This is a genomic window from Bradyrhizobium diversitatis (assembly GCF_016031635.1).
In the GTDB taxonomy this organism is placed as follows: Bacteria; Pseudomonadota; Alphaproteobacteria; order Rhizobiales; family Xanthobacteraceae; genus Bradyrhizobium; species Bradyrhizobium diversitatis.
In genome coordinates this window covers 99,627-120,604 of the sequence record NZ_JACEGD010000024.1, presented here as the reverse complement: position 1 = coordinate 120,604, position 20,978 = coordinate 99,627, and the positions used below count along the sequence as shown (strand labels likewise).

15 protein-coding genes are annotated in these 20,978 nt (G+C 65.5%); 8 read left to right on the top strand and 7 right to left on the bottom strand.

Going from position 1 to position 20,978, the window contains the following annotated elements:
- Position 1: 1 nt before the first annotated feature.
- The 4 genes from H1B27_RS25645 to H1B27_RS25630 all read right to left on the bottom strand — a co-directional run bounded on the left by H1B27_RS25645 (position 2) and on the right by H1B27_RS25630 (position 6,253).
- A complete protein-coding gene (locus H1B27_RS25645; RefSeq protein WP_197967952.1) occupies positions 2-880 on the bottom strand; it encodes an NAD(P)-dependent oxidoreductase in 879 nt (292 codons plus the stop codon).
- Between the two features lie 2 nt (positions 881-882).
- Positions 883-2,014, bottom strand: a protein-coding gene (gene prfB, locus H1B27_RS25640; protein ID WP_197967951.1) for a peptide chain release factor 2 whose coding sequence is annotated in 2 segments (ribosomal slippage) — positions 883-1,944 and positions 1,946-2,014 — 1,131 coding nt in all. Because the reading frame shifts where the segments join, the coding sequence is not laid out codon by codon here.
- Between the two features lie 212 nt (positions 2,015-2,226).
- Positions 2,227-4,728 carry a penicillin-binding protein 1A gene (locus H1B27_RS25635; RefSeq protein ID WP_197967950.1) on the bottom strand — a complete coding sequence of 834 codons (2,502 nt, stop codon included), beginning with the start codon at positions 4,726-4,728 and terminating at the stop codon, positions 2,227-2,229.
- Positions 4,729-4,957: 229 nt separating this feature from the next.
- Complete coding sequence (locus tag H1B27_RS25630; protein ID WP_197967949.1) at positions 4,958-6,253, bottom strand: N-acetylmuramoyl-L-alanine amidase; 1,296 nt, start codon at positions 6,251-6,253, stop codon at positions 4,958-4,960.
- A 706-nt stretch (positions 6,254-6,959) separates the two neighbouring features.
- Here H1B27_RS25630 and H1B27_RS25625 point away from each other — a divergent pair.
- Positions 6,960-10,118 (top strand): Rne/Rng family ribonuclease, encoded by a 3,159-nt coding sequence (locus H1B27_RS25625; RefSeq protein ID WP_197967948.1) that lies wholly within the window; start codon positions 6,960-6,962, stop codon positions 10,116-10,118.
- A gap of 63 nt (positions 10,119-10,181) precedes the next feature.
- A complete protein-coding gene (locus H1B27_RS25620; RefSeq protein WP_197967947.1) occupies positions 10,182-11,414 on the top strand; it encodes an NAD(P)/FAD-dependent oxidoreductase in 1,233 nt (410 codons plus the stop codon).
- A gap of 93 nt (positions 11,415-11,507) precedes the next feature.
- On the opposite strand, the gene H1B27_RS25615 is transcribed toward H1B27_RS25620, so the two are convergent.
- The 3 genes from H1B27_RS25615 to H1B27_RS25605 all read right to left on the bottom strand — a co-directional run bounded on the left by H1B27_RS25615 (position 11,508) and on the right by H1B27_RS25605 (position 14,763).
- Complete coding sequence (locus tag H1B27_RS25615) at positions 11,508-12,842, bottom strand: dicarboxylate/amino acid:cation symporter (RefSeq protein WP_061876607.1); 1,335 nt, start codon at positions 12,840-12,842, stop codon at positions 11,508-11,510.
- 83 nt (positions 12,843-12,925) lie between these two features.
- Positions 12,926-13,483, bottom strand: coding sequence for a biotin transporter BioY (locus H1B27_RS25610; protein ID WP_197967959.1), 558 nt, complete (start codon positions 13,481-13,483; stop codon positions 12,926-12,928).
- A 92-nt stretch (positions 13,484-13,575) separates the two neighbouring features.
- Positions 13,576-14,763: a pyridoxal phosphate-dependent aminotransferase gene (locus tag H1B27_RS25605; protein ID WP_197967946.1), complete on the bottom strand. Its 1,188-nt coding sequence runs from the start codon at positions 14,761-14,763 to the stop codon at positions 13,576-13,578.
- A gap of 191 nt (positions 14,764-14,954) precedes the next feature.
- On the opposite strand from H1B27_RS25605, the gene H1B27_RS25600 reads away from it, so the two are divergent.
- From H1B27_RS25600 to accC, 6 genes are all read left to right on the top strand, one after another.
- Positions 14,955-16,355, top strand: a complete 1,401-nt coding sequence (locus H1B27_RS25600) for a M48 family metalloprotease (RefSeq protein WP_061876604.1) — start codon at positions 14,955-14,957, stop codon at positions 16,353-16,355.
- A 98-nt stretch (positions 16,356-16,453) separates the two neighbouring features.
- Positions 16,454-17,221 carry a DsbA family protein gene (locus tag H1B27_RS25595; protein ID WP_197967945.1) on the top strand — a complete coding sequence of 256 codons (768 nt, stop codon included), beginning with the start codon at positions 16,454-16,456 and terminating at the stop codon, positions 17,219-17,221.
- Positions 17,222-17,445: 224 nt separating this feature from the next.
- Entirely contained in the window at positions 17,446-18,276 is an 831-nt protein-coding gene (locus tag H1B27_RS25590) for a DUF1236 domain-containing protein (RefSeq protein WP_197967944.1), read from the top strand.
- Between the two features lie 226 nt (positions 18,277-18,502).
- Positions 18,503-18,970 (top strand): type II 3-dehydroquinate dehydratase, encoded by a 468-nt coding sequence (gene aroQ / locus H1B27_RS25585; RefSeq protein WP_061876601.1) that lies wholly within the window; start codon positions 18,503-18,505, stop codon positions 18,968-18,970.
- A 35-nt stretch (positions 18,971-19,005) separates the two neighbouring features.
- Positions 19,006-19,500, top strand: a complete 495-nt coding sequence (accB, locus tag H1B27_RS25580) for an acetyl-CoA carboxylase biotin carboxyl carrier protein (protein ID WP_061876600.1) — start codon at positions 19,006-19,008, stop codon at positions 19,498-19,500.
- Positions 19,501-19,582: 82 nt separating this feature from the next.
- Positions 19,583-20,941 (top strand): acetyl-CoA carboxylase biotin carboxylase subunit, encoded by a 1,359-nt coding sequence (gene accC / locus H1B27_RS25575; RefSeq protein WP_197967943.1) that lies wholly within the window; start codon positions 19,583-19,585, stop codon positions 20,939-20,941.
- The last annotated feature ends 37 nt before the right edge of the window (positions 20,942-20,978 follow it).

The following is a 20,978-nucleotide window of genomic DNA, read 5'->3' as shown; positions in this document are numbered from 1 at the left end:
GCTACGGCGTCTTCGGCCGCGACACCAGCTCGATCATCCTGCCTTCGTCATCGTCGGGCATCTTCGCTTTCGCCTGCGCGTAGGCCTCGACCGCGGCGCGCGCGACCAGCGGCTTGTCGGCCAGGAGGCTCTCGGCGAGCTTCACCGCGTAAGCGGCATCCTTGTGCCGCAGCGCCGCCGTGAACGTCGCGCCACTGAAATCGCGGGCGACCATGCGCTTGGAGTGGCGCGCGACCTGCGGGCTTGCGGCCACGCCCGCCTGGATCGATTCCAGCACGAGGTTCATGTCGAGCCCGGCCTGCTCGGCGATGGCGAGGCCCTCGGCGAGACCGGCGATCTGAATCGCGCCCATGAGATTGTTGATGAGTTTGTAGACCGTGCCTGAGCCGACCGGCCCGAAATGGCGGATGGTCGAGCCGATTGGCGTCAGATAGGGCCGCGCACGCTCGAGATCGGCCGCATCGGCGCCGGCGAGCAGCGTGAGCTTCCCGGCCGCTGCCGCGTCCGGCAATCCCGTCACGGGGCAATCGATGTAGATCAGCCCGCGCGCGTTGAGCTCGCGGCCCATCTCGCGCGCGTGGTCATGGGAAACGGTGGAGCATTCGATCGCGATGGTGCCGGCCTTCGCCGTCTTGGCCGCGCCCTTGGGCCCGAGCCAGACCGCGCGCGAGGCCTCGTCGTCGGCGACCATGGTCACGACCGCGTTGGCATCGATCGCCGCGTCCTCCGCCGAGGTCGCCCAATGCGCGCCGCGCGCGATCAGGTCTTCCCCCTTGGCCTTGCTGCGATTCCACAGCGTCACCGTGAAGCCGGCATCGAGATAGCGACCGGCCATGCCGTGACCCATCCGCCCCAATCCGATGAAGGCGACACGGGGCATGGCTAGTCCACGTCCTCGATCTCGCCGGTCGTGGTGCCGAAGGCGCGCTGCGCCAGCGTCGCGGCCATGAACTCGTCGAGCTCGCCATCGAGCACGCCTGCGGTGTCGGAGGTCTGCACGCCCGTGCGCAGATCCTTCACCATCTGGTAGGGCTGCAGCACGTAGGAGCGGATCTGGTGGCCCCAGCCGATGTCGGTCTTGGCCGCCTGATCGGCGGCGGCCTTCTCCTCGCGCTTCTTCAGCTCCATCTCGTAGAGCCGCGCGCGCAGCATGTCCCAGGCCTGCGCCCGGTTCTTGTGCTGGGAGCGTCCGGCCTGGCAGACCACGGCAACGCCGGTCGGAATGTGCGTCAGGCGCACTGCGGATTCGGTCTTGTTGACGTGCTGGCCGCCGGCGCCGCCTGAACGCATGGTGTCCACGCGGACATCGGATTCCTTGATATCGATCTTGATGCTGTCGTCGATGACGGGGAAGACCTGCACGCTCGAGAACGAGGTGTGCCGCCGCGCGTTGGAATCGAACGGCGAGATGCGCACCAGGCGATGCACGCCGGCTTCCGTCTTCAGCCAGCCATAGGCATTGTGCCCGGAGACCTGGATGGTCGCGGATTTGATGCCGGCCTCTTCGCCCTCGGATTCTTCCAGGAACTCGACCTTGAAGCCGTGGTTTTCGGCCCAGCGCGTGTACATGCGCAGCAGCATCTGCGCCCAGTCCTGGCTCTCGGTGCCGCCGGCGCCGGCATGGACTTCGAGATAGGAGTCGAAGCGGTCGGCTTCGCCCGACAACAACGCCTCGAGCTCGCGCCGCGCCACTTCCTTCTTGAGGTTCTTGAGCGCAGCTTCGGCTTCCCCGACGACGCCGTCATCGCCCTCGGCCTCGCCGAGCTCGATCATGCCGATGTCGTCCTCGAGCTCCTGCTCGACCTTGCCGATGCCGCTGAGCGCCTCCTCGAGCGAGGTGCGCTCCTGCATCAGTTTCTGGGCTTTCTGGGGATCGTTCCAGAGATTGGGATCTTCTGCGAGCTTGTTCAGCTCAGCGAGGCGCGCCGTCGATTTCTCGACGTCAAAGATGCCTCCTCAGCAGCCCGACTGACTGCTTGATCTCTTCTACCAACCGTTCGATTTCGGCGCGCATGTCGTTCTCTGGTTTCGCGGAATGGTTCCGCAAGCAATTGAGGTTGGGATGTAGCGGCGGCGGCTGCAAAGCGCAACCGCCGGAACCGCGATCGTCTGTGTTGTCCTGAGCCTTAAAGCGCGGTGCGATTAGGATCAATCGTCATCGCGCTTTAGGGTGTTGTTTAAGCATAATCTTTTCGGAAAACCGCTGCGCGCTTTTCCGGATCGTGCTTAGTATAGCCCGCCGGTGCCCGGCCGCATGAAGAAGCCGGAATCCGGCTGCTGCTGCTGCGACGCCGGCATGCGCCCGTCGGCGTCGGCAACGCCGATGACCGAATAATGGTCCGGCGGCGCGGTGCCCGGCTTGAAGGCTTCGAGGATGGTTCCGCCGGTCTCGCCGGGGCCTGCGCGCATGCCGGTCTTGGCGACGACGCGCACCAGCTTGATGCCGGCCGGCACCTTGAACGGAACGGCCGGCTTGTCGGCGAGCGCAAGCTTGAGGAAATCGCGCGCGATCGGAGCCGCCAGATGGCCGCCGGTCGCGGCATTGCCCCGACCCAGCGGACGCGGCTTGTCGTAGCCCATGTAGATGGCGACGGCGATATCGGGCGAGAAGCCGACGAACCAGGCGTCCTTGGCCTCGTTGGTGGTGCCGGTCTTGCCGGCGACGGGCTTGCCGACGTCCTTGATGACCGTGGCCGTACCGGCCTGCACCACGCCTTCCATCAGCTCGGTGATCTGATAGGCGGTCATGGAGTCCAGCACCTGCTCGCGGCGGTCGATCAGCTGCGGCTCGGGCTGGTTCTTCCAGCCGCCCGGCGCGTCGCAGCCGCGGCATTCGCGCTGGTCGTGCTTGAAGATGGTGTGGCCGTAGCGGTCCTGGATGCGGTCGATCAGCGTCGGCTTCACGCGGCGGCCGCCATTGGCGAGCATCGAGTAAGCCGTGACCATGCGCATCGCCGTCGTCTCGCCGGCGCCGAGCGCGTAGGAGAGATAGTTCGGCAGCTCGTCATAGACGCCAAAACGGCGGGCGTATTCGCCGATCAGCGGCATGCCAATGTCCTGCGCGAGGCGCACCGTCACGGTGTTGAGCGACTGCCGCAGCGCATTGCGCAGCGTCACGGGTCCCTGGAACTTGCCCGAGGAGAAGTTTTCAGGCCGCCACACGCCGGCGCCCTGGCCCTGGTCGATCTCGATGGGCGCATCGAGCACGACGGTCGAGGGCGTATAGCCGTTGTCGAGCGCGGCCGAATAGACGATCGGCTTGAACGACGAACCCGGCTGCCGATAGGCCTGCGTGGCGCGATTGAACTGGCTCTGGTCGAACGAGAAGCCGCCGACCATCGCGAGCACACGGCCGGTCCAGGGATCCATTACCACCATGGCGCCGGAGACTTCCGGGATCTGGCGGAGCCGGTACTGGCCCTCGACGGGCTGGCCGTCCTTGTAGAGCGGATCGGCATAGATCACGTCGCCGGGCTGAAGCACCTGCGAGACCGCCGTCGGCGTCTTGCCCTTCGTGCCGCCCTGCAAAGCCCGCGCCCAGCGCACGCCGTCGACCGTGACGATGCCGGTCTCACGCTGCTTGCTGATGGCGCCGCCGAGCTCGCGGCTCGGCTGGAAGCCGATGCGCGCCGACTGGTCGCTGGTCTCCAGCACCACCGCCATGCGCCATGGCGAGATGTCGGAGAGCGATTTGATCTCGGCGAGCTTCACGCCCCAGTCGCCCGAAACATCGAGCTTGCTCATGGCGCCGCGATAGCCCTGCTGCTCGTCATAGTTCACGAGGCCGGCGACCATGGCCTTGCGCGCCATGACCTGGATCTTCGGATCGAGCGTGGTGCGAACCGACAGGCCGCCTTCGTACAGCTTCTTCTCGCCGTAGCGTTCGAAGATGTCGCGGCGGACTTCCTCGGCGAAATATTCGCCGGCGAAGGTGTGGGCGCCGTTGGACCGGCTGGTGACGGCCAGCGGCTCCTTGCGCGCCTTGTCGGCGTCGGCCTGCTTGATCCAGCCGTTCTCCAAGAGACGGTCGATCACGTAATTGCGGCGCTCGATGGCGCGATCGCGGTTGCGGACCGGATGCAGCGTCGCCGGCATCTTCGGCAGTGCCGCCAGATAGGACGCTTCCGCCACCGTCAGTTCGTTCACCGACTTGTCGAAATAGACCAGCGAGGCGGCCGCGATGCCGTAGGCGCCGAGGCCCAGATAGATCTCGTTCAGGTACAGCTCGAGGATCTTGTCCTTCGAGTAGGTTTTCTCGATGCGCATCGCCAGCAAGGCTTCCTTGATCTTGCGGGCGAAGGAGACCTCGTTGGTGAGCAGGAAGTTCTTGGCGACCTGCTGGGTGATGGTGGACGCACCCTGCGGGCGGCGGTTGGAGCCGTAGTTCTGCAGATAGAGCAATCCGGCGCGCGCCATGCCAGTGTAGTCGATGCCGCCATGCTCGTAGAAATTCTTGTCCTCGGCGGCCAGGAACGCGTTGATCACGAGCTTGGGCACGGCCTGGATTGGCAGATACAGCCGCCGCTCCTTGGCGTATTCGCCAAGCAGCGAACCGTCGACCGCGTGCACGCGGGTCATCACCGGCGGCTCGTAATCCTGAAGCTGAGAGTAGTCCGGCAAGTCCTTGGAGAAATGCCAGATCAGGCCTGCCACGGCCCCGACACCGACAAGGAACACCACCGTTCCCGCGGCGAACAGGAAGCCCATGAACCGCACCAGCAAGCGCATTATCTGTTTATCCGTTCAAACTCTGGATCAGCCCAGTATCAGCCCCATGGCGACCCCAAATGGCCGCCAACCTCACGTCGCGAATTCGCCGGCCTACGCAATCACATCAATGCCGGACTTCCGACGCTTGCCGAGCAGGATTCTCGCCGATTCCGACCCCCTGCGGGGTTTTTATAGAGCGTCCGCTGTGGCCAAACTAGGGCCTTTGGATCAGGCGGGATCAACCCATTCAGTTCGGAGTTCCGGCCGTGGCCATCCGCTTGGTCAGAAACCCGTCGATCGCCTGCGCCATCGAGCCCACGGCACGCGACCGCCACCCCTCGGAGACCAGGTGCTCGAGATCCCCCTTGTTGGAGACATAACCGATCTCGACCAGCACGGAGGGTACGTCCGGCGCCTTCAGCACCCGGAAGCCGGCAGATTTCAGGGGATGCTTGTGCATCCGCACCGTCGCCTTCATTTCACCCATCAAGAGGCGGGCGAAACGGTTTGAAAAGGTGCGGGTTTCCCTCTGAGTGAGGTCGATCAGGATATCGGCGACGTCGTTGGGCTCCTCCGCGAGGTTGAAGCCGGCAATCGCATCGGCCCGGTTCTCCGCATCCGCCAGCCGCTGGGCCTCGGCGTCGGACGCCTTATCTGAGAGCGTATAGATCGTCGCGCCCTGTGCATCGCCCTCGGCACGAGGCAGCGCATCGGCATGAATCGAGACGAACAACGCCGCCTTCTGGTTGCGGGCGATCTTGGTCCGGTCACTGAGGGGGATGAAGGTGTCATCGTCCCGCGTCATCACCACGCGGTACTTACCGGCCTTTTCCAGCTTGTCGCGGAGCGCGAGGCCAAACGCGAGCACCAGGTTCTTCTCGCTCTCACCCCCCGACTGCGTGCCGTTGTCGATGCCGCCATGGCCGGGATCAATCACGACCACCGGACGGTCGTCGGTCTTCTGCTGAGTGGCATCCGCGGTTGTCTTGGCGGGAACCGTGGCAGGCGGCGCCTCGGCGATCGCGGGCCGCAATTCGGGACGGTTTTCAGGGGGAAGCGATGCCACGAAGGCGGCGCGCTCGATTTCCTCCAGCTCGAGCACGAGCCGGGCCGGCTGGCCGTTGGCGGCTTCGACCACGTAGGAATTGGCGATCTTTGCCGGCCCCGTCAGGTCGAACACGATTCGCGAGCCGCCGGGCATGACCAGCCCATAGCGGAAAGCCTTGATCAGCCCCCGTCCCCCGCTTCCGGTGCCGGCGGGCAGCTGGAAATTCACTTGCGGCACGTCCACCACCACGCGGAACGGGTCGGCCAGCGTGGCGGTGCGGAAGGTAACGGTCCGGTCGAGGTCGAGGATAAAGCGGGTCTGCTTGCCATCGCCGGCCAGCCGGGCGGCCGAGGCCACCGGAAAATTCGCTGCGGCAACAACGGGCTGCGGCTGGCTTTCCGCGGCAATGAGGCGCGAGGAATCAGCACACGGCAATGCCGCGGTGCACAGCAACACGCCTCCCAGCAAAACCCGTCGATTCGTGCGGCTCGCCACCGATTCCGTGCCTCCGAGCAGCCCTCTTAACGCAATAGAACCACAGGGTTAATCGCTCCCTAATGACAGAAGCGCGAAATTCGGCGACTGTGACCGCCGTGCGACGCTTCCCTTGCACGGATGGCTCATTCCTCGTATGTACGGAATGCTGACGGCCGATATTTCAGGTTGTGTCGCATTCAGCCTCCCGGCGCTGCGCCGGAACTCCCAAGATTTGGGGATTCCAGCGTTTTCCGCTTCCCTCTAAGACCAGCGCGGTGCGCGGCAGCGAGGTGGAGCGGGTCAGGCACCGGCGGTGGACGGTCTCGGGTTACCACTCATGTTACCGGGACGGTTCTGACGGCGGCGTAACCCATTACCCGGTCCCTTGATCCCAAGGGAGCGGTTCGTGATCCCCAAGGCGAGCGCACTCGCGCCGTGCCGGGCCAGCAGCAACTGCTTGAAGGGCGGCCTCGCCGCCCAATGTTTCATACGGGCCGACGCTTGATGCGCCAGACTGTGCCGACGAAATCTGAAGGACCATTCGCGACGCTGCGGAGTGACAATCCCGCGCGTCGCAACGGTCCTGAAGCTTCCGGTTCGGCAAGGCGCGAGAGACGGCGTTTCGGCCTTCCCCTCACCCCCGAATCAGGTGGACCGTCGCGTCACCCGGCGGCGCGATACGCGCCCATGGTTTATCGCGTCCGCCGCCGCCAAGAGTTAAGACATGCCCAACAAGATGTTGATCGATGCCACCCACCCGGAAGAGACCCGGGTCGTCGTGGTCCGCGGCAATCGCGTCGAAGAGTTTGATTTCGAAACGGCGCAACGCAAGCAACTGCGCGGGAATATCTACCTCGCCAAGGTCACAAGGGTCGAACCCTCGCTCCAGGCCGCCTTCGTCGAATATGGCGGCAATCGCCACGGCTTCCTCGCCTTCAGCGAAATCCATCCCGACTATTATCAGATCCCGGTCGCCGACCGGCAGGCGCTGATCGAGGCCGAGGAACAGGCCCATCGCGAGGCCGAGGAAGAGAGCGAGAACCGCTCGCACGGCCGCCGCCGTTCGCGCCACCGCAACGCCCGCCGCCGCGGTCATGGCGAGCGCGTGCGCAGCGACATCGTCGAAGGCCTCGAGGTCGGCGCCGATCCCGCAGCCCACCCCTCGGAGGGCGAAGCTCCGCACACGGAAGGCGTGCCGTACGAGGGCGAGCATCTGCACGCCGATGCCGAGCACCGCGGCGAGCACGAAGGCCACGACCACCACGACCACGATCAGGGCGAACATGCTCATGGCGAGCATGATCACGACGATCATCATGCCCATGATGACGAGCACGCCCGTGATCACGATCACCAGCGCGATCATCACGACCACGATCACCACCACCATGATCATCACGACCATGATCATGCCGACGAGACGCCCGCGCCCGTTGCGGCCGTCGGCGCCGAGCCCGTGGTCGCGACCGAGGCCGCTGCCGAGCCCCAGGATGCCCAAACCTTCGAAGCCCACATTCCTGAAGCGCATGCGGAAGCTCTGGCTGAGGCCGTGACATCGGCCGCCGAGCCGGCCGATGGGATGTACGCCGACGGCGAGAATGCCGAGACGTCCGCCGAGGCTGCGGAAGCAACCAGCGAAGAAGACGAAGACGAGGACGAGGACGGCGAGGAAGCCGAAGAGGAAGTCGTCGAATCCGTCGGCGGCGACGATGTGCTGGAGGAAGTGCCGGAGCGCACCTTCCGTCCGCGCCGTCAGTACAAGATCCAGGAAGTCATCAAGCGGCGCCAGGTGATGCTGGTGCAGGTGGTCAAGGAAGAGCGCGGCAACAAGGGCGCGGCGCTGACGACCTACCTCTCGCTCGCCGGCCGCTATGCCGTGCTGATGCCCAACACCGCGCGCGGCGGCGGCATCAGCCGCAAGATCACCAGCGCGCAGGATCGTTCGCGCCTGAAGGAAGTGGTGCAGGATCTCGACGTGCCCGAGGGCATGGGCATCATCCTGCGCACGGCAGGCGCTTCCCGCACCAAGCCCGAGATCAAGCGCGACTTCGAATATCTGATCCGGATGTGGGAAACGGTGCGCGACCTCACGCTGAAGTCGCAGGCCCCGACCCTCGTCTACGAGGAAGGCTCGCTGATCAAGCGCTCGCTGCGCGACCTCTACAACAAGGAAATCGACGAGATTCAGGTCGCCGGCGAATCCGGCTACCGCGAAGCCCGCGATTTCATGAAGATGCTGATGCCCGCCAATGTCGGCGCGGTGAAGCAATATCGCGACGGCCAGCCGCTGTTCTCGCGCATGGGCGTCGAGAGCCAGCTGGACGCGATGTTCTCGCCGACCGTGCAACTGCGCTCCGGCGGCTACATCGTGATCAACCAGACCGAAGCGCTGGTCTCGATCGACGTCAACTCCGGACGATCGACGCGGGAGCACCATATCGAGGACACCGCGCTCAAGACCAATCTGGAAGCGGCCGAAGAGGTCGCCCGCCAGCTCCGGTTGCGCGACCTCGCGGGCCTGATCGTCATCGACTTCATCGACATGGACGAGAAGCGCAACAACCGCGCGGTTGAGCGCAAGCTGTCCGATTGCCTCCGGCAGGATCGGGCGCGCATCCAGGTCGGCCGCATCTCGCATTTCGGCCTGCTCGAGATGTCGCGCCAGCGCATCCGCGCCAGCGTGCTGGAGAGCTCGACCGATCCGTGCCCGCATTGCGGCGGCACCGGCCACGTCCGCTCGGTATCTTCCGTGGCGCTGCAGCTGCTGCGCGGCCTCGAGGAGATCCTGATGAAGGGCGCGACCCACAATCTCGTGGTCCGCACCCGCACCGACGTCGCGCTCTACGTGCTGAACCACAAGCGTGGTCATCTGCGCGACCTCGAGAACAGCTTCAAGGTCACGCTGTCGGTCATCGCCGATCCCACCGTCAGCGGACCGCAGGCATATGTGATCGACCGCGGCGAGCAGGTGCATACGCTCGAAGCGGCCAAGGCGCTGCTCGCTGCGCAAGTGGCTGCGAGCCCGCCGCCACAGGCCGAAGAAGCCTATGACGACGAGGATGGCTTCGACCTGGAGACCGAATCCGAGGTCGAGACCGACGAGACCGAAGGTCTTGCTGACGAGCAGGCTGCCGGCGAGGCAGCCTCCGAGCAGGACGGCCAGCGCCGCAAGCGCCGGCGCCGCCGGCGCGGCCGCGGCAGCCAGCGCGAGGGCGAGTTGCGCGAGGATACCGCCCCCACGCTTCCCGAACCGGCCGTGATGGCCGGTGAAGGTGAGGACGATACCGAGTCCGAGCAGGATGGCGAGGAAGGCGAGGAACAGGCAGCCCGTGGCGAGCAGCAGGGCAACGGCGAGCGCCGGCGTCGGCGTGGTCGCCGCGGCGGACGCCGCCGTCGCGGTGGCGGCGAGGAAGGTCTCGCCGGCTCCATCGGCGACGAGCTCGGCGCCAGTCAGCCGTCGGAGGCGACGGACGCGGTTGCTGATTTCGACGGCTTCGGCAGCGAGCCTGCGCCCTCCATCGCACAGGCCGAGCATATCCAGGCCGAGCACGCCATCGAGCCGCAAATCGCGCAGCCCGAACCGCGCGCCGAGGTGCGGACCGAGGCGCCGGCCCAGCCGGAGCCGGCTTCCGCCACGATGACGGCAACGTCAGAGGAGGAGTCCGCTGGCGACAAGGCCGCGCGGCGCCGCTCCACCGTCCGTGAAAAGGTGAGCTTCCTGCTGAACAGCCAGCCCGAGCCGGCAACGCCGGTGGCGCAGGTGACCGAGCCGGTTGCTGCGCCCGCGCCGGCACCCGAGCCTGCGCCGGAGCCCACAAGCGAAACCCCGGCGGCCCCACGCCGCGCCGGCTGGTGGTCGCGCCGCTTCGGCGGCGGCGAATAACAGGGACATCCACGAAACCGCCCGGCCAAACCGGGCGGTTTTTGGTTGGCGAGGTCAGTTTCGATGCGACGTGCAATAGTTCTCGGCGGCGGCATGGTCGGTGTGAGCGCGGCGCTGCACCTGCAGCAGCACGGTTGGTCCGTCACGCTCGTCGACCGCAGGGAGCCGGGCCGCGAGACCAGCTACGGCAATGCCGGGATGATCCAGGCAGAAGCGGTGCGCCCCTATCCCATGCCGCGCGACTTCGCCTCGCTCTTGAAGATCGCGACCGGTCGCACCAACGACGTGCGCTACAGCCTCTCCTCCCTCCATCTCCACATCGAGCCCCTGCTCCGCTACTGGTGGCATTCGGCGCCGAAGCGGCATCGCGAGGCGATCGAGGCGTGGGCACGGCTGATCGCCTACGCGACGGCCGAGCACGACATCCTGATCCGCGAGGCGCATGCCGACAATCTCATCCGCCGTGCCGGCTACCGAGCGCTGTTTCGCGACCGCGCTTCACTGGATCTCTCGATCAAGGCCGCGGAAGAAGATCAGCGCGAATTCGGCGTGAATTTTCGCGTGCTGTCGGGCAGCGAGCTCGCCAAGGCCGAGCCGATCCTGCGCGACGATCTCCCCGGCGCGATCCATTGGCTCGACACCTGGACCGTGTCGGATCCCGGCGCACTGGTCACCGCCTATGCCGAGTTGTTCGAGCGCCTCGGCGGCACGATCGTGCTCGGTGATGCGCAGTCTCTGCAACAGACCGCGACCGGCTGGTCGGTCGACACCGACAGCGGACACCTCGATGCTCCCGACGCCGTCGTGACGCTCGGGCCGTGGTCGCCCGACCTCCTCCACAAATTCGGCTATCGCATCCCGCTGGTACGCAAGCGCGGCTACCACATGCATTACAGCGGCGGCGCGTCGCTCGACCTGCCGCTGATCGACAAGTCCGGCGGCTATGCCATGGGTCCGATGGCCAAGGGCATTCGCATCACGACGGGAGCGGAGCTGACGGGGCCGGATGCGCTGGCAACACCGGTGCAGCTCGCCAGCGCCGAAGCCTCGGCACGCGAACTGATCGACCTCGGCAAGCGGGTCGAGCCGGACCCGTGGTTCGGCACGCGGCCCTGCACGCCCGACATGCTCCCGGTGCTCGGCCGCGCCCCGCGCCACCCCGGCCTCTGGATGAACTTCGGCCATGGTCATCAGGGCTTTACGCTGGGACCTGCGACCGGCCGCCTGCTCGCCGAGATCATGAGCGGCGAGACGCCGGCGGTCGATCCCACGCCATACCGGCCTGAGCGGTTCTAGGCCCATAGAACAAGGGCTGGTCGAGGATCTCGACCAGCCCTGTTGTTTCAAGATCTGACGGCGCGGCCTGCGCCGTCGGACGCGGCTTGCAGATCAGTCCGTCGTGATCGCCGTCTCCATGTCGGTCGGATCGATCTGCTTGGCGAGGTTGGCGTTGAGCTTGTCGCGGTCGAGCTCACCCTCCCACCAGGCGACGATCACGCAGGCGACACCGTTGCCGCACAGATTGGTCAGCGCGCGGCACTCGCTCATGAACTTGTCGATGCCGAGCACGATCGCCATGCCCGGCACGAGGCGTGGATCGACCACGGCGAGCGTCGCCGCCAGCGTGATGAAGCCCGCGCCGGTGATGCCGGAGGCGCCCTTCGAGGTCAGCATCGCCACGACCAGGATCGTGAGCTGCTGGCCGAAGGAAAGATCGACGCCGAGCGCCTGCGCGATGAACAGGGTCGCCAGCGTCATGTAGATGTTGGTGCCGTCGAGGTTGAAGGAATAACCCGTGGGCACCACGAGGCCGACGACCGACTTGGAGCAGCCAAGCCGCTCCAGCTTCTCCATGAGGGACGGCAGCGCGCTTTCCGAGGACGAGGTGCCGAGCACGATCAGCAGCTCGTCCTTGATGTAGGCCAGGAACTTGAAGATCGAGAACCCGGCGATGCGCGCGATGAGGCCGAGCACGACGAACACGAACAGCGCCGCGGTGACATAGAACGTGGCGATGAGACCGACCAGGTTGAGGATGGCGCCGGTGCCGAACTTGCCGATCGTATAGGCCATCGCACCGAACGCACCGATCGGCGCCGCGCGCATCACGATCGAGATCACACCGAACACCGCGTGCGCAGCATCGTCGATGAAGCTGCGAATCGTATGGCCGCGCTCGCCGAGGCTCATCAAAGCAAAGCCGAACAGCACCGCGAACAGCAGCACCTGCAGAATTTCGCCTTGCGCGAAGGCGCCGACAACGGTGTCGGGAATGATGTGCAGCACGAAGTCGACGGACTTCTGGCCGGCGGCCTGCTTGGCGTAGCCTGCAACGGCCGCCTCGTTCGCCGCCGCATTGCCGAAGCCGGAGCCCGGCTTGACGACATTGCCGACGATGAGACCGATCACCAGCGCGAAGGTCGAGACGACCTCGAAATAGACCAGCGCCTTGACGCCGATGCGTCCGACCTTCTTGGCGTCCTGGATGTGGGCGATGCCGGAGACCACGGTGCAGAAGATGATCGGAGCGATCACCATCTTGATCAGCTTGATGAAGCCGTCGCCGAGCGCCTTGATCCATTCGTTGGTGGCGACCTGCGGCCACAGCCAGCCAACGATGGCACCGAGCACGATGGCGATCAGCACCTGGACGTAGAGGACCTTGTACCACGGCTTGGCGACGGGCGGCGCGACCGGCGCTCCCGCCATCGTTGTCGTCGTCATGGTTTCACTCCCCCTCAAAACACCGGCCAGCCAAGATCAACTTGGCCGGCCCTGTCAATTGGAACTGCTGGTTGTAGCGCGCTTTACCCGCGGCGCTCGACGATCCGGCGCGCCGCCGGCATCAGGGCCGCGCCGAGTGCATTCTTGACCAATGAGGCCGCAATGAACGGCACGATGCCGACCTGCCAGGCCTTGGCGGCGCCGAGACCCAGGCCAAAAGCCAGCCAGCCGAAGCCGGCGGCCAGAATGGCGATATGGCCAACGGCCATCGCCGCAAACAGCAGCATCACGCTGCGATCCCAGCCGCGCTCGGCGAGCCAGCCGGTCACGAACGCAGCCAGCACGAAACCGAACAGATAGCCCGCGGTCGGGCCGACCAGCGGAGCAATCCCACCCACGGGACCGGCGAACACCGGCAGCCCGATCGCGCCCTCGGCGAGGTAGGCAATCATGGTTGCGCTGCCAAGGCGCCAGCCATAGGCGGCGCCGATCATCAGCACCACCAGCGTCTGCAGCGTCATCGGCACATAGGGCAGCGGCAGGTTCACCTTGGCCGACAGCGCCATCAACGCGGTGCCGAGAACGATCAACACGACGGCACGCAGCGCGCCGACGGCTTCGCCCGGCCGGGTCGGCCACATCAAAGCGGCGAGAGAGGAATGTGGCGCAGCGGCGGACGGGACGGAACGGTCTGACAAGTTGAACTCCGGAAGGCTGAAGAAAACTGGGGCAGTTATTTAAGCCACTCAGCAATCCGGTCAACTGCCTCTCGCATCTCATCGAGCGAGCGGGCATAGGAAAACCGTATGAATGAACGGCCATGGATGGGATCGAAATCGACGCCGGGCGTTGCCGCCACGCGTGCCTGCTCCAGCATTTGCTTGGCGAACTCGAAACTGTCCGAGGTGAAGTCCGAGACGTCGGCGTAAAGATAGAAGGCGCCGTCGGCGGGCAGGAATCTCGTCAGTCCGGCCTTGGGCAATCCATCGATCAGGATACGCCGGTTTTCCTGATAGCCGTGCTTGATTTCCTCCATCTCGGCCGCGCCGTCGAAGGCAGCCTCTGCCGCGATCTGCGACAGCGACGGCACCGAGATCGAGAGGTTCTGTTGGAGCCGCTCGATCGGCCGCACCAGGATCTCGGGCACGACCATCCAGCCGACGCGCCAGCCCGTCATGCAAAAATACTTCGAGAACGAGTTGATCACGAGTGCGTGCTCGGACAGCGCCGCCGCCGTCACGGCTGGAAACGCGTAATCGAGCCCGTGATAGATCTCATCCGAGATGAAGCGGATGCCAGCGTCTTCCGCGGCCGCGATGAGGCCGGCGAGCGCTTCGCGGGACATCATCGTGCCCGTCGGATTGGCGGGGCTGCCGACCAGCACGCCCTTCAGCGGCGCCTTGCGATGGGCGGCGAGCAGTGCCTCGCCGGTGAGCGCGTGACGCGTCTCGTTCGTGGTCTCGATCAAGACTGGCTCGCAGCCGAGCGCGGTGAGGATATGACGGTACGGTGGATAGCCCGGCACCGTCACGGCGACGCGATCGCCGGGCTCGAACATCGACAGGAAAGCCAGGATGAAGCCGCCGGAGGAGCCTGTGGTCACGACGATCCGCTCGGGGCTGACGTGGCAGCCATAGGTGTCGCGATAATGCCGCGCGATGCGCTCGCGCAGACTGGGAATGCCGAGCGCGGAGGTATAATCGATCCGTCCGGCCTCCAGCGCCGCATGGGCGGCTGAGATCGCGCTTCTCGGTGCGCCGGCCGCGGGCTGGCCGACCTCCATATGGATGACATGACCGCCCGCGGCCTCGATTCGGGCCGCCGCCGCCATGACGTCCATCACCATGAACGGGGGAACATCGCTGCGGCGGGAGGGCTCGAGCCACTGCCCCAACCGGTTCCTCAAGGTCGCATCGTGCATCGATTTCTGCTATTCGCTGGCGGACCGGATCCGTCCGGTCCGGAAAACAGGGCACTTGCGCCCCAGACTGGCCGCATTGTACGGCTCATAAAGGGCACGGCTCACAAGGGGCATATCGCGGATCCGGTCTGCCGCCAATCGCCAAACCAATCACGAAACTGCTGACCAAGACCGTTTGACCAGACCGCTCGATGTTGCTCAGGATCGCATTGCGCCAGAAGGCCTCCGCTCTCACCGCCCTCGTCACGGCCGCGGCCATCGCGCTGACGCCGTTCTCGGCCGCGCGGGCACAAGCCAAGGGGCCGCCGGTCCTGCGCGACACCGAGACCGAGCAGTTGCTGCGCGAATACACCCGTCCGATCCTGCGCGTCGCGGGTTTGGAGAAGCAGAACATCCAGATGGTGATCATCAACGACGGCTCGTTCAACGCGTTCGTCGCGGACGGCCGCCGCATCTTCGTCAATTGGGGCGCGATCCTCCAGTCGGAGACGCCGAACCAGATCATCGGCGTGCTCGCGCACGAGACCGGACATCTGGCCGGCGGTCACCTGTCCAAGCTGCGCGAGCAACTCGCCACGGCCCAGACCCAGATGATCATCGCGATGCTGCTCGGCGCCGGCGCAATCGCCGCCGGCAGCACCCGCAGCTCGAGCGCCGGCAACAACGGGCTGGCCAATGCCGGCGCGGCCGCGATCGCCGCTCCGCAGGAGATGATCCGCCGTACGCTGCTATCCTACCAGCGCCAGCAGGAGGAGAACGCCGACCGCGCCGGCGTGAAATTCCTGACTGCGACCCAGCAATCGCCGAAGGGCATGTACGAGACCTTCAAGCGCTTCACCAGCGAGAGCCTGTTCGCTTCGCGCGGCGCCGATCCCTATCTCCAGTCGCATCCGATGCCGGCCGAGCGTGTCGCCGCACTCCAGGAATTCGCAGGCACCAGCCCATACTGGAACAAGAAGGACGATCCCGCGCTTCAGCTCCGGCACGACATGGTCCGCGCCAAGATATCAGCCTTCATGGAGCGGCCGGAGACGGTGTACCGCCGCTATCCCCAGACCAACGACAGCCTGCCGGCGCGCTATGCCCGCGCCATCAGCACCTATCTGCACGGGGATTTGCGCAGCGCGCTCACTCAGATCGACGCGCTGATCCAGGTTCAGCCGAACAACCCCTACTTCTACGAGGTGCGCGGCCAGGCGCTTTTGGAGAGCGGCAAGCCGGCGGAGGCGATCGCTCCCCTGCGCAAGGCAGCGCAGCTCTCGAACAACGCCCCCCTCATCGAGATGTTACTTGGGCAGGCTCTGGTTGGAACCGATAATAAAGCCTACACCGACGATGCCGTTCGGATTCTCCGCGCTGCGGTGGCCCGAGAGCCCGAGGCGGCACTCGGTTATACCCAGCTCGCAATGGCCTATGGCCGGAAGGGAGACTACGCCGAGGCCGATCTCGCCTCGGCCCAGGCCGCTTATTTGCGCGGCGACAACAAGACCGCCCGCGAGCTTGCAACGCGCGCGAAGACCCGTTTCGCCATCGGCACGCCCGGATGGGTCAAGGCCGACGACATCGTGGCGGCGAAGCCGCCGCGCAACTGACGCAACTCGAACGACGCCCGATACCACGACGTCACGACACCGAGCTTAAGTCCGCCGGGACGTTTATCGAAACCTGCTTTGGATAAGAGGATTTACCTATGCCTTCGCTGCGCCTGCTTGCTCCCGCATTGTTCGCGCTCGCCATGTTCGGCGCAGCCGTGCCCGCGTCGGCCGACAGCTTCTCCGATGCCCAGCGCACCGACATCGAGACCATCATCAAGAACTACCTCGTCAGCCATCCCGAGGTGCTCGAGGAGGCCATGGCCGAGCTCAGCAAGCGTCAGGCCGCGGCCGAAACGCAGAAGCACGAGGCCAGCATCGCGCAGAATGCCGATGCGATCTTCAACTCGCCGCGCCAGGTCGTGCTCGGCAACAAGGACGGCGACGTCACCTTCGTCGAGTTCTTCGACTACAATTGCGGCTACTGCAAGCGCGCGATGGACGACATGCTGACCATCATGAAGAGCGATCCGAAGCTGAAGGTCGTGCTGAAGGAGTTTCCGGTGCTGAGCCAGGGCTCGGTCGAAGCGGCGCAGGTCGCGGTCGCCGTGCGCATGCAGGATCCCACCGGCAAGAAATATCTCGACTTCCACCAGAGACTGCTCGGTGGCCGCGGCGCCGCCGACAAGGCGCGCGCGATTCAGGCGGCGAAGGAAGCCGGCCTCGACACTGCGAGAATCGAGAAGGACATCGCCAGTCCCGAGGTGCGCGCCACCATCGAGGAGAACTTCAAGCTTGCCGAAGCGATGGGCATGAACGGCACGCCGAGCTACGTCATCGGCAAGCAGATCGTGATCGGCGCTGTCGGCGTCGAAGGCCTCAGGGAAAAGATCGGCATCGCCCGCTGCGGCAAGGCGACTTGCTAAGGCGACTTGCTGAAGGCGCCGTTCGCAACTCGTGCATGCAGAAGGGCCGGCTGAAGAGCCGGCCCTTTTTTTTCGCGCGCCCAACATTGGCGTCTTCGTGCAAAGTCGTTCATCCAGCGTTCAACAAACAAATGCCGCGGAACAGACGAAGTTCCGGAACAACTCAAATCTCCTTTCGTTGTCGGCGCGGGCAATGACGCAGGAAACACGTGAGGAGAATTTCAATGTTGAACCGCTTTATGATCTCGGTTGCCGCAGCTGCACTCGTCGCGGGGACCGGTTTGGCAAACGCACAGGGCAGCATGGGCCGCGACAGCGGTGGCGGCGCCGGTGGCTCGCAGCAGATGCAGCACTCGCAGCCCTCCGGCGGCGCCGCAGAGCGCGGCGGCTCGATGGGGCGCGACTCCATGAGCCATGACAAGGGCACCGTCGGTCAGGCCGGGGGCTCCAGCACGATGAAGTCCGATCGCGCCTCGGAAGACAAGTCCGGTGCGATGAAGGACGAGCGCCCGGGCGGCGCCATGAACAAGAACGCGGCCGAGGACAAGGCCGGCGCCACCAAGGGCCAGCGCACCGATGATCGCGCGCAGGGCCAGATGGACAAGTCCCAGCAGGACAAGTCCAAGAGCATGGGCCAGGACACCAGCAAGTCCGGCAGCAAGGACCAGAAGGACATGAAGGCTGAGGGCAGCAAGAGCGGCACCTCGACCAACAACGCCGAGAACCGGCCGGGCACCGGCACGAACCAGAATGCTCAGGGCCAGAGCTCGACCACTGTCGGCCAGGCTGGCGCCGCTGCCAAGCTTTCGACCGAGCAGCGGACGCAGATCACGTCGGTGATCCGCGAGCAGCGCGTCGCTCCGGTGACGAACGTGAACTTCTCGATCTCGGTCGGCACCCGCATCCCGCGCGAGGGCATTACGCTGCACGCCCTGCCGTCGCGGGTCGTGACCATTTATCCGGAGTGGCGGACCTACAGGTACGTCCTGGTCCGCGATGAGATCGTGATCATCAATCCGGACACCTACGAGATCGTGGCGGTCCTGAACGCCTGAGGCAGGATACCGGCAAGCTCGGGGCGGGCAGCGATGCCCGCCCCTTTGCATTCGTTCCGCAGCCATGCTTCGGACTGGTTAACAAGCAATTTCCGTAGTTTCCGCACAGGTTTTTGCGCACTGGGTGAGGTGCTTGAACCCGCCCCTGAGGCCCTTCGAGGCTTCCCCTCACGCGCTTTGTTACCTATAACCCCCGCCACGCCGAAGCACCTCTTCCGGGATTGGAATGGCCGAACCTGCAACCGACACGATCCTCGTCCTGAACGGGCCGAACCTCAACATGTTGGGGACGCGCGAGCCCGAAAAGTACGGTCATGCGACGCTGGCCGACGTCGAGGCGCTGTGCCGGGAGACAGCGGCGACCTTCGGCCTGAAGGCCGACTGCCGGCAGTCCAACCGCGAAGGCGAGCTGATCGACTTCATCCATGAGGCGCACCGGCACAAGATGAAGGGCATCGTCATCAATGCCGGCGGCTATTCCCACACCTCCATCGCGCTGCACGACGCACTGCTCGCGGTGCAGATCCCGACGGTCGAGGTGCACGTGACCAACATCCACGCCCGCGAGAGTTTTCGTCACCATTCCTACACCGCACGCGCGGCCTTCGCCTCGCTCTGCGGTTTCGGCATCGAGGGCTATCGCCTCGCCATCCAGGGCCTTGCCGCCAAGCTCGGCATCAAGCCCACCGCCTGACGCTCCCTTCCAACAGAACATTCGGATCAAACAACATGGCGCGCCAGCCAGACGACAAAGCAGCCGCAAAGTTTTCCAGCGAGGATTCGGCGCTCATCCGCGAGCTTGCCTTGCTGCTCGATGAGACCAGCCTGACCGAGATCGAGATCGAGCGGGCGGGGCTGCGCCTGCGCGTCGCCCGCAACATCAGCGTGGCCGCGACCATGCCGCTGCCAGTGGCAGCCGCTCCTGCCGCCATGACGGCGGCTGCAAGCGCGGCCGCGACCGCCACTGCCGCTTCCGATCTGTCGAAGCATCCCGGCGCCGTGACTTCGCCGATGGTCGGCACCGCCTATTGGGCGCCGGAGCCGGGCGCCAAGCCGTTCATCGAGGTCGGCACCAAGGTCTCGGTCGGCCAGACGCTGCTGATCATCGAGGCCATGAAGACGATGAACCAGATCCCTTCGCCGCGCGCCGGCACGGTGACGCAGATCCTGGTCGAGGATGGCCAGCCGGTCGAGTACGGCGAGCCGCTGGTGATCATTGAGTGACGCGAATGGGGAATAGCGAATAGCGAATGGCGTCAGCCTTCCCTACTCGCCATTCGCCACTCGCCATTCGCTGCAGGACAACATGTTCGACAAGATCCTCATAGCCAATCGCGGCGAGATCGCCCTTCGCATCCTCAGGGCCTGCAAGGAGCTCGGGATCGCGACCGTCGCCGTGCACTCCACGGCCGACGCCGACGCCATGCATGTTCGGCTGTCGGACGAGAGCGTCTGCATCGGGCCGCCGTCGTCCAAGGACAGCTATCTCAACGTGCCCGCGCTGCTCGCGGCCTGCGAGATCACGGGCGCCGATGCCGTGCATCCCGGTTACGGCTTCCTCTCCGAGAACGCGCGCTTTGCGGAAATCCTCGCCGAGCACAATCTGCATTTCATCGGCCCGAAGGCCGAGCACATTCGCCTGATGGGCGACAAGATCGAGGCCAAGAAGACGGCGAAGCGCCTCGGCATTCCCGTGGTGCCCGGCTCCGACGGCGCGGTCGGCCCCGACGACGACGCGATGGCGATCGCCAAGGCGATCGGCTTCCCGGTGCTGGTGAAGGCGGCGGCCGGCGGCGGCGGCCGCGGCATGAAGGTCGCGCACAGCGAGGCCGACCTCCAGCTGGCGCTGTCGACGGCGGCCAACGAGGCCAGGTCCGCCTTTGGCGATGCGTCCGTCTATCTTGAAAAATATCTCCAGAAGCCGCGCCACATCGAGATCCAGATCCTCGGCGACGGCCGCGGCGGCGCCATCCATCTCGGCGAGCGCGACTGCTCGCTGCAGCGCCGGCACCAGAAGGTCTGGGAGGAAGGCCCCTCGCCCGTACTGTCCGCCGCGGCGCGGGCCAGGATCGGCGAGACCTGCGCCAAAGCGATGCGCGAGATGAAATATCTCGGTGTCGGCACCATCGAGTTCCTGTTCGAGGACGGCGAGTTCTACTTCATCGAGATGAACACCCGCATCCAGGTCGAGCATCCCGTCACCGAGAGCATCACCGACATCGACCTCGTGCTGGAGCAGATCCGCATCGCCGCCGGCGGCGACCTGCCCGCCAGGCAGGACGAAATCCAGGTCATCGGCCATGCGATCGAGTGCCGCATCAATGCCGAGAACCCGCAGACCTTCCGCCCCTCACCCGGCCGGATCATGCAATATCATCCGCCCGGCGGCCTCGGCGTCCGGATCGATTCCGCCGTCTATCAGGGCTACACGATCCCGCCTTATTACGATTCACTCGTCGGCAAGCTGATCGTGCACGGCAAGACCCGCGCCGAATGCCTGATGCGGCTGCGCCGGGCGCTGGACGAGATGGTGGTCGAAGGCATCGAGACCACGCTGCCGCTGTTCCGTGCACTGGTGCGCGAAGACGACATCATCAACGGCGACTACCACATCCACTGGCTGGAGCAGTATCTCGCCGGCAAGCCGGAACCTGAAGCGAGTTAGTCCTCCTCTTGTGGAACCCTTTGGCCCCAATCGCGTT

Excerpts from the sequence above, each read along its gene's own strand:
- H1B27_RS25645 (WP_197967952.1), bottom strand. The coding sequence starts at position 880 with ATGCCCCGTGTCGCCTTCATCGGATTGGGGCGGATGGGTCACGGCATG.
- H1B27_RS25635 (WP_197967950.1), bottom strand. The coding sequence starts at position 4,728 with ATGCGCTTGCTGGTGCGGTTCATGGGCTTCCTGTTCGCCGCGGGAACG.
- H1B27_RS25625 (WP_197967948.1), top strand. The coding sequence starts at position 6,960 with ATGCCCAACAAGATGTTGATCGATGCCACCCACCCGGAAGAGACCCGG.
- H1B27_RS25620 (WP_197967947.1), top strand. The coding sequence starts at position 10,182 with ATGCGACGTGCAATAGTTCTCGGCGGCGGCATGGTCGGTGTGAGCGCG.
- H1B27_RS25615 (WP_061876607.1), bottom strand. The coding sequence starts at position 12,842 with ATGACGACGACAACGATGGCGGGAGCGCCGGTCGCGCCGCCCGTCGCC.
- H1B27_RS25610 (WP_197967959.1), bottom strand. The coding sequence starts at position 13,483 with ATGTGGCCGACCCGGCCGGGCGAAGCCGTCGGCGCGCTGCGTGCCGTC.
- H1B27_RS25605 (WP_197967946.1), bottom strand. The coding sequence starts at position 14,763 with ATGCACGATGCGACCTTGAGGAACCGGTTGGGGCAGTGGCTCGAGCCC.
- H1B27_RS25600 (WP_061876604.1), top strand. The coding sequence starts at position 14,955 with ATGTTGCTCAGGATCGCATTGCGCCAGAAGGCCTCCGCTCTCACCGCC.
- H1B27_RS25595 (WP_197967945.1), top strand. The coding sequence starts at position 16,454 with ATGCCTTCGCTGCGCCTGCTTGCTCCCGCATTGTTCGCGCTCGCCATG.
- H1B27_RS25590 (WP_197967944.1), top strand. The coding sequence starts at position 17,446 with ATGTTGAACCGCTTTATGATCTCGGTTGCCGCAGCTGCACTCGTCGCG.
- aroQ (WP_061876601.1), top strand. The coding sequence starts at position 18,503 with ATGGCCGAACCTGCAACCGACACGATCCTCGTCCTGAACGGGCCGAAC.
- accB (WP_061876600.1), top strand. The coding sequence starts at position 19,006 with ATGGCGCGCCAGCCAGACGACAAAGCAGCCGCAAAGTTTTCCAGCGAG.
- accC (WP_197967943.1), top strand. The coding sequence starts at position 19,583 with ATGTTCGACAAGATCCTCATAGCCAATCGCGGCGAGATCGCCCTTCGC.